Annotated in this window: 1 protein-coding gene (cut by a window edge); it reads right to left on the bottom strand. The window is 73.5% G+C overall.

The annotated features are described in order from the left end of the window. A protein-coding gene (locus tag ACFWW9_RS10640; RefSeq protein WP_390374381.1) for a type I polyketide synthase crosses the window boundary here: on the bottom strand, nt 1–13,175 show its 5' portion. Its footprint begins 6,514 nt before the window's first position; the window shows 13,175 of its 19,689 coding nt (coding positions 1–13,175); it begins with the start codon at nt 13,173–13,175; its stop codon lies off the left edge, out of view.

The following is a 13,175-nucleotide window of genomic DNA, read 5'->3' as shown; positions in this document are numbered from 1 at the left end:
TGCGCCGAGCGGATGAGCCCCCAGATCCCGGCCCCGGCCAGGTCCGTGACGTCCTCGCCGTCCGTGGAGACCGCTCCCCTGGTGACGAACACGAGCTTCGCGTCGGCGAACCGGTCGTCGGCGAGCCAGGTCTGGGCGAGGGCGAGGGCCTCGGACGCGTCGGCCGGGGACACCAGGACCGCGTCCGGCACGTCCACCAGGGCGGCGAGGTCGCCGTCCAGCTCGGTGAACGACACCGTCGCGTCGGTGGTGGGCACGGTGACCCACTCGACCTTGAACAGCGAGTCGGTGGTGGTCGTGGCGGCCACCTGGTCGGCGGACACCTGCCGCAGCACCAGGGACTCGACCCGCGCGACCGGCGCGCCGGTCCGGTCGGCCACGTCGAGGGTGATGCCGTCGTGCTTGCCGCGCGAGAGCTTCACCCGCAAGGCGTTGGCGCCGACGGCGGTCAGCGAGACGTCGGTCCAGGCGAACGGGATGCGCACCACGTCGGCGTCGGGCAGCAGGCCGCCGAGCCCGGCGGCGTGCAGCGCGGAGTCCAGCAGCGCCGGGTGCAGGCCGAAGCCGGTGGCGTCGGCCACCTCCACCTCGACGAACACCTCGTCGTCGCGCAGCCAGGCGGACTTGAGGCCCTGGAACGCCGGGCCGTAGCCGTAGCCGGACTCGGCCAGGGCGTCGTAGAACCCGGTCAGGTCGACGGCTTCGGCGTTGGCGGGCGGCCACTCGGTCAGGCCGTTCTGGGTGCCGGTGCCGGTGGCGAGGGAGCCGCTGGCGTGCCGGGTCCACGGGCCGTCGCCGACGCTGGAGTGCACCTGGAGGGCGCGGCGGCCGTTGTCGTCGGCGGCCACGGTCAGCTGGAGCGCCACGTCGCCGTGCTCGGGGATCACGAGCGGGGCTTCGAGGGTCAGCTCCTCCAGCAGGTCGAGGCCGACCTGCTCGGCCGCGTGCAGCGCCAGTTCCACGAACGCGGTGCCGGGCACCAGGATCGAGCCGAGGACGACGTGGTCGGCGAGCCACGGCTGGGCGGCGGTCGAGAGGCGGCCGGTGAGGACCAGGCCGTCGCCGTCGGCCAGCGAGAGGGCCGCGCCGAGCATCGGGTGGTCGACGTCCCGCAGGCCGATCGCGGACACGTCCGCCCAGCCCTGCGCGGGCTGCGGCCAGAAGCGCTCGCGCTGGAAGGCGTAGGTGGGCAGCTCGACCCGGCGGGCGCCGGAACCAGCGAAGTACGCGGACCAGTCGACCCGGTTGCCGAGGGTGTGCAGCGAGCCCAGCGCGCGGACCAGGGTGGTGACCTCCGGGCGGTCGGCGCGGAGCGCGGGCACCAGCACGGCGTCCGTGACGCTGTCCGCGCCCATCGCCGTGAGCACCGCGTCCGGGCCCAGCTCCAGGAAGGTCGACGCGCCACGGGCTTCCAGCGTCGTGACGGTGTCGGCGAACCGGACGGCGTCGCGGACGTGGGAGACCCAGTACTCCGGGTTCGTGACGTCGCCCAGCATCGCGATGGCCGGTTCGCTGAACGCCAGCTTCGTGACGACCGCGCGGAACTCGTCCAGCATCGGGTCCATCAGCGGCGAGTGGAACGCGTGCGAAACGGTGAGGCGCTTGGACTTCCGGTCCGCGAAGTGGGCGATCACCTGGGCGACCGCGTCTTCCTCGCCCGCGACGACGACCGAGGTGGGGCCGTTGACCGCGGCGATCGAGACGGTGTCGGTGAGGTGCGGCAGAACCTCTGCCTCGGTGGCCTGGAGGGCGACCATCGCGCCACCGGCCGGGAGGGCCTGCATGAGCCTGCCGCGGGTCTCGACCAGCTTCGCGGCGTCCTCCAGGGTGAGGACGCCGGCCACGTGGGCGGCGGCGATCTCGCCGATGGAGTGGCCGCCGACGAAGTCGGGGCGGACGCCGAACGACTCGACCAGCCGGTAAAGGGCCACTTCCAGCGCGAACAGGGCGGGCTGGGTCGTGGCGGTGTGGGTGAGCAGCTCGGCGTCGTCGATCGGCCGCTCGAAGTGCGAGCAGACCGCGTCGAAGGCGTCGGCGAACACCGGGAAGGCGTCGTACAGCTCGCGGCCCATGCCGAGCCGCTGGCTGCCCTGTCCGGTGAACAGGATCGCGAGACGGCCTTCGGCGGCGGTGCCGCGGACCAGGGACGCGTCCTGGTCGCCGCGCACCAGCGCGGTCAGGCCGCGGACGAGGTCGTCCCGGTCCCCGACGACGACCGCGCCGTGCTCCAGGTGGGCGCGGGTGGTCGCGGCGGAGAACGCCGTGTCGGCCAGGTCGGCGACGCTGTGGTCCAGGTGGTCGAGCAGGCGCTCTGCCTGGTCCGCCAGGGCTTCCGGCGTCTTCGCGGACAACACCAGCGGCGTCACCGGGAGCGCAAGCCGCTGTGTCTCGGCCTCGTCGGTGACCGGCGCCTGCTCGATGATCGTGTGGGCGTTGGTGCCGGAGATTCCGAAGGACGACACCGCCGCGCGGCGCGGGCGACCGGTTTCGGGCCACTCGCGGGCCTCGGTCAGGAGTTCGACCGCGCCGGAGGTCCAGTCGACCTTCGGGGAAGGCTCGTCGATGTGCAGGGTCTTGGGGGCGACGCCGTGGCGGATCGCCATGACCATCTTGATGATGCCGCCGACACCGGCCGCCGACTGGGCGTGGCCGATGTTGGACTTCAGCGAGCCCAGCAGCAGCGGGGTCTCGCGGTCCTGGCCGTAGGTGGCGAGGACGGCCTGTGCCTCGATCGGGTCGCCGAGGACCGTGCCGGTGCCGTGCGCCTCCACCACGTCGACGTCCGAAGTGGACAGTCCGGCGTTGGCGAGGGCCTGGCGGATGACGCGCTGCTGCGACGGGCCGTTGGGAGCGGTGAGGCCGTTGGAGGCACCGTCCTGGTTGACCGCGGAGCCACGCACGACGGCGAGGACCTGGTGGCCGTTGCGCTGCGCGTCGGACAGGCGTTCGACGAGGAGCATGCCGACGCCCTCGCCCCAGCCGGTGCCGTCGGCCGAGGCGGCGAACGCCTTGCAACGACCGTCGGTCGCGAGACCGCGCTGGCGGGAGAACTCGACGAACGTGCCGGGCGTGGACATGATCGTCACGCCGCCCGCGAGCGCCATCGTGCACTCGCCGCTGCGCAGCGCCTGTGCGGCGAGGTGCAGGGCGACCAGCGACGAGGAGCAGGCGGTGTCGACCGTGACGGCCGGGCCTTCGAGGCCGAAGGTGTAGGAGACGCGGCCGGAGGCGACGCTGGTGATGTTGCCGGTGCCGAGGTAGCCCTCGACGTTGTCGCCGCCCGCGACGAGCAGCGCCGAGTAGTCCTGGTTCGCGGTGCCCGCGAACACGCCGATCTGCTGGCCGCGCAACGAGGTCGGGTCGAGCCCGGCCCGTTCGAACACCTCCCACGAGGTCTCCAGCAGCAGGCGCTGCTGCGGGTCCATGGCGAGGGCCTCGCGGGGTGAGATGCCGAAGAACGCCGGGTCGAACCCGCTGATGCCCTGGAGGAACCCGCCCTCCACGACGTAGGACGAGCCCTGGCTGTCCGGGTCGGCGTCGAACAGCGCCTCGGCGTCCCAGCCGCGGTCGCTCGGGAACGGCGAGATCGCGTCCCGGCCCTCGGCGACGAGCTGCCAGAGCTGCTCGGGCGACGAGACACCGCCGGGGAAGCGGCAGGACATCGCGACGATCGCGATCGGCTCGTCGTCGAGCGGGGTGTTGGCGGTGATGGTGTCCAGTGCCGCGCCCGCGCCGCCGAACTGGCTGTCCAGGTGCTCGGCGAGCACGGCGGGCGTCGGGTAGTCGAAGACCAGCGTCGCGGGCAGCGAGAGCCCGGTCTCGGCGGTGAGCTTGTTGCGCAGCTCCACGGCGGTCAGCGAGTCGAAGCCCAGTTCGCGGAACGGCCGGGTGCTGGTGATGTCGTCGCCGGAGGCGTAGCCGCAGACGATCGCGGCCTGCCGACGAACGAGGTCGAGCAGCGCGCGGGAGCGGTCCGCCGCGGACAGGGACGAGAACTTGGACGTGCTGGGCGCGTCCTGCGTCGGGGCCGCGTCCAGCGCCGCGCGGACCTCGGGGAGGTCGCCGATCAGCGGGCTGGGGCGAAGGGTGGTGAAGACCGGGGCGAACAGCGCCCAGTCGATGTCGGCGACCGCGACGGCGGTGTCGTCGTTGCGGATCGCCTGGCGCAGCGCGGTCAACGCGGCGTCGGGGTTCATGGCGGTGACGCCACGGCGGCGCAGCTGCTCCCCCGCGTCGCCGGTGGCCATGCCCGCCTCGGCCCACGCGCCCCACGCCACCGACAGCGCGGTGGCACCACGGGCGCGGCGGGACTCGGCGAGGGCGTCCAGGTAGGCGTTCGCGGCGGCGTAGGCGGACTGGCCGCCGCTGCCCCACGTGCCCGCGATGGAGGAGAAGAGGATGAACGCGTCGACCTCGCCGACCAGCTCGTCCAGGTTGCGCGCGCCGTCGACCTTCGGGGCCAGCAGCGCGGCGAAGGCGGCCGGGTCGTACTCGGCCAGCGGCGTGAACTGCTCGGCGCCGGCGGCGTGGATGACGGCGTTGGGCGGGAGCTCCGCGACCAGGGCGGCCACGGCGTCGCGGTCGGCGACGTCGCAGGCCGCGAGGGTCACGCGGACACCCGTGGCTTCGAGGGAAGCGGCGAGTTCGGTGGCGCCGGGCGCGTCCGCGCCGCGCCGGGAGGTGAGGACCAGGTGCTCCGCGCCTGCCTCCGCCAGCCAGTGGGCCACCCGCGCGCCAAGTGCGCCGGTGCCCCCGGTGACGAGCACGGTCCCACGCGGCGCGAAGCTCCCTACAGCCTCAGCGTTCCGCCCGTGCGCCAGGCGGCGGGCGAAGACACCCGAACCGCGCAGAGCGACCTGGTCCTCGGTGCCCACGAGCACGGCGGCGAGCCGCTCGTACCCGCGCTTGTCCAACGTCTCGGGGAGGTCGATCAGACCGCCCCAGCGGTCCGGGTGCTCGAGCCCCGCGACCAGTCCCAGGCCCCAGATCGTGGCCTGCTCGGGATTCGCGACCACGTCCGAGCGGCCGGTCGTGACCGCGCCTCGGGTGGCGCACCACAGCGGCGCGGAGATCCCGGCGTCGCCAAGGGCTTGCACGAGCGCAAGCACCTCGGCGACGTCCGTGCAGGTGGAGAGCACCCCATCGACCTCGCCGACGGTCTCCAACCGCTCAACCAGATCCGCACGCCCCGCCGAGGCGGCGATGCGGACGATCTCGACACCCGGCAGTGCCAGGTCCTCGTCACCGACGAGCAGCCAACGGCCGGACGCGGTGGCCGTTCCGGGCGTGGTGTGCTGCCACTGCACCTGGTAGCGCCAGCCCTCCACGGTGGACTCGCCACGGCGTTCGCGCCGCCACTGCGCCAGAGCCGGGACCACGGTGCCGACGGTCTCGCTCTCCAGCGACAGCGAGGTCGCGAGCGACTCCAGGTCCTCGCGCTCGACGGCGTCCCAGAAGCGGGCCTCGACCTCGTCCACCTCGGCGGTGACCGCCGGGCGCTCCAGCCAGTACTGCTCGTGCTGGAACGCGTAGGTGGGCAGGTCCACCCGCTGCGCGCCGCTGCCCGCGAAGAACGCGGTCCAGTCGACCTTCACGCCGCGGGCGTGCAGCGCGCCGAGCGCCGTGACGATCGTGCGGGCCTCGGGGCGGTCCTTGCGCAGGCAGGCGACCAGGGCCGCGTCCCGGACGCTGTCGGCCGCCATCGCGGTGAGCACGCCGTCCGGGCCCAGCTCCAGGAACGTCTTGACGCCCTGGGCTTCCAGCGTCGTGACGGTCTCCGCGAAGCGGACGGTGCCGCGGACGTGGCGGACCCAGTACTCCGGGTCCGTGACGTCGCCCAGCACGGTGATCTTGGGGGCGCTGAAGGTGAGCTGCGAGACGACGGCGCGGAAGTCGTCCAGCATCGGGTCCATCAGCGGCGAGTGGAACGCGTGCGACACGACCAGGCGCTTGGACTTCCGGTCCGCGAACCGTGCGACGACCTGCTCCACCGCGTTCTCGTCACCGGCGATGACCACGGAGTTCGGGCCGTTGACGGCCGCGATCGAGACGGTGTCACCGGTGTGCGGCAGCACCTCGTCCTCGGTGGCCTGCAAGGCGACCATCGCGCCGCCGGTCGGGAGGGCCTGCATCAGGCGACCGCGAGCGGAGACGAGCTTGGCCGCGTCTTCGAGGGTGAGGACGCCGGCCACGTGGGCGGCGGCGATCTCGCCGATGGAGTGGCCGCCGACGGCGTCGGGCTTGACGCCCCACGACTCGACCAGCCGGTACAGCGCCACTTCCAGGGCGAACAGCGCGGGCTGGGCGTTACCGGTCTGGTTCAGGGCGTCGGCGTCGATGCCGAAGACGATCTCGGCGACCGGCACGTCCAGCACGGCGCACACGTCGTCGAACGCCTTGGCGAACACCGGGTAGGCGTTGTACAGCTCGCGGCCCATGCCGAGCCGCTGCGAGCCCTGGCCGGTGAACAGGATCGCGGTCCTGCCCTGCACCACCGTGTCCCGCACGGGGAGCGAACCCAAGCCCAGGAACAGTTCCTCGGTGGTGGCGGCGACCACGACGGCCCGGTGCTCCAGGTGGGCGCGGGTCGTGGCGGCGGAGAAGCCGAGGTCGGTCAGGTCCGCGCCCTCGACGACGGACGCGAGGTTCGCGGCCTGGCCCAGCAGCGCGTCCGCGCTCTTGGCCGACAGCACCACCGGCGTGACCGGCAGCGGGGCCTTGGCGGGCACCGGCTTCGAGGTGACCGGCGCCTGCTCGATGATCGTGTGGGCGTTGGTGCCACCGATGCCGAACGACGAGACGCCCGCGCGGCGCGGGTGACCGGTCTCGGGCCACTCGACCTGCTCGGTGATCAGCTCGACGTCACCGGCGGTCCAGTCGACCTGCGGGGTCGGCGCGTCGGTGTGCAGCGTGCGGGGCAGGACGCCGTGGCGCATGGCCAGCACCATCTTGATGATGCCCGCGACACCCGCGGCGGCCTGCGTGTGGCCCAGGTTGGACTTCAGCGCGCCCAGCAGCAGCGGACGCTCGCGGTCCTGGCCGTAGGTGGCCAGCAGCGCCTGCGCCTCGATCGGGTCGCCGAGCTTCGTGCCGGTGCCGTGGCCCTCCACGACGTCCACGTCCTGGGTGGACAGTCCGGCGTCGGCGAGCGCGGCCTTGATGACCCGCTGCTGCGACGGACCGTTCGGGGCGGTGAGGCCGTTCGACGCGCCGTCCTGGTTCACGGCCGAGCCGCGCACCAGCGCGAGCACCTGGTGGCCGTTGCGCTGGGCGTCGGACAGCCGCTCGACGAGCAGCAGGCCGATGCCCTCGGACCAGGTCGCGCCGTCCGCGGCGGCGGCGAACGGCTTGCAGCGGCCGTTGGGGGCCATGCCGCCCTGGCTGGCGAAGTCGACGAACGTGCCGGGCGTCGCCATGACGGCGACACCGCCGACGAGCGCCATGTCGCACTCACCGGTGCGCAACGACTGCGTGGCCACGTGCAGCGCGACCAGCGAGGAGGAGCAGGCGGTGTCGATCGTGACCGCCGGGCCCTCCAGGCCGAAGGTGTAGGAGACGCGGCCGGACGCGACGCTGCCGGAGTTGCCGGTGCCCAGGTAGCCGGACACCTCCTCCGGGATCGTGGTCAGGCCGTTGACGTAGTCGTGGTACATCAGGCCGGTGAAGACGCCGGTCTTGCTGCCGCGCAGCGTGGCCGGGTCGAGGCCCGCGCGCTCGAACGCCTCGTAGGAGACCTCCAGCAGCAGGCGCTGCTGCGGGTCCATCGCGACGGCCTCGCGGGGCGTGATGCCGAAGAACGTGGAGTCGAACGAGCTGGCGTTGTGCAGGAACCCGGCCTCGGTGGAGTCCAACGCCTGGCGCAGCAGGTCCAGGTCCCAGCCGCGGTCGGTGGGGAACGGCGAGATGGCGTCCACGCCGTCGGTGATGACCCGCCACAGGTCTTCCGGCGAGGCGATGCCGCCGGGGAAGCGGCAGGCCATCGACACGATCGCCAACGGCTCGTCGGTGTGCTTCTTGGGCGCGGGCTTGGCCACCTCGGCGGCGGGCACGGTGCCGAGCAGCTCACCGCAGAGGAAGTCGGTCAGGACCGCGGAGGTCGGGTAGTCGAACACCAGCGTCGCGGGCAGCCGGAGACCGGTCGCGGCGGACAGCTGGTTGCGGAACTCGACGGCGGTCAGCGAGTCGAAGCCCAGTTCCTTGAACGCCCGGCTCGCGTCGACCTCGGAGCCCGAGCCGTAGCCCAGGACCGCGGCCACGTAGGCGCGGACGATCTCCAGCACCTCCGGCATCCGCTCGTCCTCGGGCAGCGCGGCCAGTCGGCCCGCGAGACCCGCCACGGCGGCCTCGTCGGCGGCGGTCGCCTTGCGGCGGGTGGTCGTGCGGACGAGCCCGCGCCACAGGCGGGGCACGGAGCCGTCGGCGGCCTTGAGGGCGCTCAGCGTGACGCGGACCGGCAGCAGCAGGTCGTCGCCGGTGGCGAGCGCGGCGTCGAACAGCGCCAGGCCCTCGGCGTCGGTCAGCGCGCTGAAACCGCCGCGCGACAAGCGGTCCTGGCCACCGGAGCCCATCGCGGACGACATGCCGCTCGCCCGCTCCCACAGGCCCCACGCCAGCGAGACGGCAGGAAGACCGAGGGCGCGGCGGTGGGCGGTGAGGGCGTCGAGGAACGCGTTGGCGGCGGCGTAGTTGCCCTGCCCCGGCGAGCCGAGGACGCCTGCCGCGGAGGAGAAGGAGACGAACAGCGCGAGGTCGTCGTCGGCGGTGAGGTCGTGCAGGTGCCAGGCGGCGTCGACCTTGGGCCGCAGCACGGCGTCGAGGCGGTCCGGCGTCAGGGAGGCGAGAACGCCGTCGTCCAGCACACCGGCGGCGTGCACGACGCCCGCGAGGCGGTGCTCGGCCCGGATGTCGGCCAGCACGGCGGACAGGGCGTCGCGGTCGGCGGCGTCGCACGCCACGATCCGGGCGTCCGCGCCCAGGTCGGCCAGCTCGTCCAGCAGCTCGGGAGCGCCGTCGGCGTCCGGGCCGCGCCGGGAGGTCAGGACCAGGGTCCGGACGCCGTGGGCGGTGACGAGGTGCTTGGCCAGCAGCGCGCCCAGTCCCCCGGTGCCGCCGGTGACCAGGACCGCGCCGTCGAGGGCCGGAACCTCCTGCGAGGCAACGGCCTTGGCGAGGCGGGGGGCGAGCACCACGCCGTCGCGGATGACGACCTCGGACTCGTCGGCGGCGAGCGCGATGCTCAGCGCGGCCTCGGAGGACGGCAGGCCGTCGGTGTCGACGAGCAGGACGCGGCCGGGGTTCTCCGACTGCGCGGAGCGGACCAGGCCGCGGGCCGCGGCGGCGGCGAGGTCGAGCACGTCCTCGCCAGCCGTGGCGACGGCGTTCGTGGTGACGAGGACCAGGCGCTCCTCGTGGTCGCCCGCCAGCCACTCCTGGAGGAGCTGGAGCACGGAGTGCGCGGTGGAGTGGACCGAGTCGACGTCGTTGGTGCCGCGCACCGGGATGACCACGGCGGGGGCCTCGGAGTCCGCGCCCTCGGTGACCGGGTTCCAGGTGAGGGTGAACAGCGAGTCGGACGTGGTGGAGCGGACGGCGCTGAGCTGGTCGGTGGAGATCGCCCGCAGCACCAGCGATTCGACGGACGCGACCGGCTCGCCCGCGCCGTCGGCGACGAGCAGCGAGACGGCGTCGGTGCCCGCGCGGGTGATGCGGACCCGCAGGGTGGTGGCGCCCGCGGCGACGAGTTCGACGCCGCTCCAGGAGAACGGCAGCCACGGACCGTCGGCGGAGCTGAGGAACTCGCCGTGCGCGATGGCGTGCAGCGAGGCGTCCAGCAGCGCGGGGTGCAGGCCGAAGCCGTCGACGTCCGTGCCCTCGGGCAGCGCGGCCTCGGCGTAGACGGCGTCGCCGTCGCGCCACACCGCGCGCAAGCCCTGGAACACCGGGCCGTAGTGCAGGCCACCGGCGGCCAGGGCGTCGTAAAGACCGTCCAGGTCAACGGACTCCGCGCCGGAGGGCGGCCACGTCGTCAGGTCGTCCGACGCGCCCAGCGACGACGGGGCCAGGCTGCCGGTCGCGTGCCGGACCCACCCGCCCTCGTCCTGGCGGGCCGAGATGGTGAAGGAGCGACGACCGGCGGAGTCCGCCTCGGCCACGGCCACCTGGAGCTGCACGGCCCCGTGCTCGGGCAGCACCAGCGGGGCCTGCACGGTCAGCTCGTCGAGCAGCGCGCAGCCGACGTGGTCGGCGGCGCGGATGGCGAGGTCCACGAAGGCCGTGCCGGGCACGAACACCAGGCCGGACACGACGTGGTCGGCGAGCCACGGGTGGGTGCCGACCGAGACGCGGCCGGTGAACACGACACCGCCGTCGTCGTCGGACAGGTCCACGACCGCGCCGAGCAGCGGGTGGTCCGCCTCGCCCAGACCGGCGGCGGTGACGTCCACGATCGAGGAGCCGTTGCCGATGAGCCAGTAGCGGCGGTGCTGGAAGGCGTAGGTGGGCAGGTCGACCGCGCGGGCCCCGGACCCGGCGAACACCGGCGTCCAGTCGACGGGCAGGCCGCGCACGTGCGCCTCGGCCAGCGAGGTGAGGAACCGGCGGAGGCCGCCCTGGTCGCGGCGCAGCGAGCCGAGCGCGAGACCGGTGGCGTCGGCGTCGTCGAGCATGTCCTGCACCGGCATGGTGAGCACCGGGTGCGGGCTGACCTCGACGAACGCCCGGAAGCCCTGGCCGATCATGGTCTCGACGGTCGGGGCGAACACGACCGTGCCGCGCGCGTTGCCGTACCAGTACTCGGCGTCCAGTTCCGCGCCGTCGACCAGCTCGCCGGTGACGGAGGAGAACATCGGGATCGTGGTCGGACGCGGGGTGATCGGCGCGAGCGCGGCCACGACCTCGTCGCGGATGATCTCGACGACCGGCGAGTGCGAGGCGTAGTCGACGCGGACGCGGCGGGCGCGCACGCCCTCGGCCTCCAGGTCGGCGACCAGCCGGTCGAGCACCTCGGGCTCGCCGGAGAGCGTGATCGAGCGGGGGCCGTTGATCGTCGCGATCGACACCCCGGCGACGTCGGCGATCCGCTCCCGGACGGTCGCGAGGGGCAGGCCGACCGAGGCCATGCCGCTCTTGCCCGCCAACGCGATGAGCGCCTTGCCGCGCAGGGCGACGACCAGCGCGGCGTCCTCCAGCGACAGCGCGCCGGCGACGCAGGCGGCGGCGATCTCACCCTGCGAGTGGCCGATCACGGCGTCGGGCTTGATGCCGTAGGACTGCCAGAGCGCCGCGAGGGACACCATGACGGAGAACAGCGCGGGCTGCACGACGTCGACGCGGTCCAGGCTCGCCGCGCCCTCCTCGGCGCGCAGCACGGCGGACAGCGACCAGTCGACGTGCGCGGACAACGCCTGCTCGCACTCGGCGATCCGGGCCGCGAACACCGGCGAGGAGTCCAGCAGCCCACCGGCCATGCCGACCCACTGCGAGCCCTGGCCGGGGAAGACGAAGGCGGTCTTGCCGCGCACGTCGGACGCGCCGCGCGCGAGGTCGGTGACCGGGCCGTCCTCGGCGAGGCCGCGCAGACCGGCGACCAGCTCGGCCCGGTCCTCGCCGACGAGCACGGCGGCGTGGTCGAAGCGGGATCGCTTGGTGGCCAACGAGTACGCGACGTCGGTCAGGTCGACGTCGTCCTCGATCAGCGCCACCAGGCGGGCGGCCTGAGCGCGCAGGGCGTCGGGCGTCTTGGCCGACAGCAGCAGCGGAACGGCCGGGAGCGCCACCCGCTCGGTCTCGTCGACGGCCTCGGGGGCCTGTTCGAGGATGGTGTGGGCGTTGGTGCCGGAGATGCCGAACGACGACACGGCCGCGCGGCGCGGGCGGTCGACCGAGGGCCACGGCGTGGTCTCGGTGACCAGCTCGACGGCGCCGGAGGCCCAGTCGACGTGCGGGGTGGGGTTCTCGGCGTGCAGGGTCTTCGGGACGACGCCGTGCTTGATGGCCATGACCATCTTGATGACACCGGCGACACCGGCGGCGGCCTGGGCGTGGCCGATGTTGGACTTGAACGAGCCGAGCAACAACGGCTGCGACCGGTCCTGGCCGTACGCGGCGAGCAAGGCCTGAGCCTCGATCGGGTCGCCGAGCTTCGTGCCGGTGCCGTGCGCCTCGACGGCGTCCACATCGGACGGTTCGAGCTTGCCGGAGGCCAACGCCTGCGCGATGACGCGCTCCTGGGCGAGGCCGTTGGGGGCGCTCAGGCCGTTGGACGCGCCGTCCTGGTTGATGGCCGAACCGCGGACGATCGCGAGGACCTGGTGGCCGTTGCGGCGGGCGTCGGACAGCTTCTCGACGGCCAGCATGCCGACGCCCTCGGCCCAGCCGGTGCCGTCCGCGTCGGCGGAGAACGCCTTGCAGCGGCCGTCGGTGGACAGGCCGCGCTGGCGGGAGAACTCGACGAACATGCCGGGGGTCGCCATGACCGCGACACCACCGGCGAGGGCGAGCGTGCACTCGCCGGAGCGCAACGCCTGGATCGCCCAGTGCAGCGCCACCAACGAGGACGAGCACGCGGTGTCGATCGTGACGGCCGGGCCCTCCAGGCCCAGGGTGTAGGAGATGCGGCCGGAGGCGACGCTGGTCGCGTTGCCGGTGAGCAGGTAGCCCTCGACGCCGTCCTCGGCGTCGGCGGTCTCGGCGGCGTTGCCGTACTGGTACTGGGCCGCGCCGACGAACACGCCGGTCCGGCTGCCGCGCAAGGTGTTCGGGTCGATGCCCGCGTGCTCCAGCGTCTCCCACGAGGTCTCCAGCAGCACCCGCTGCTGCGGGTCCATCGCCAGCGCCTCGCGGGGGCTGATGCCGAAGAAGTTGGCGTCGAACTCGGCGGCGTCGTGCAGGAACCCGCCGTCGGCCACGTACGCGCTGCCCGCCGCCTCGGGGTCGTCGTCCAGGTTCAGCTCCCAGCCGCGGTCACCCGGCATGCCGCCGATGGCGTCGCCGCCGGACTCCACGAACTCCCACAGCTGGTCGGGGGACGACACACCGCCGGGAAAACGACAGCCCATGCCGACGATCGCGATGGGCTCCTGGCCCTCGCGGTCGAGCTCGCGCAGCTTCCGCTTCGCGTCGTCGAGCTCGCTCGTCACCTTTCGCAGGTAGGCGAGGACCTTGTCTTCGTTGGCCAT

This window comes from Umezawaea sp. NPDC059074, from assembly GCF_042738955.1.
In the GTDB taxonomy this organism is placed as follows: domain Bacteria; phylum Actinomycetota; class Actinomycetes; order Mycobacteriales; family Pseudonocardiaceae; genus Umezawaea.
This window is presented reverse-complemented; position numbering and strand designations above follow the sequence as displayed.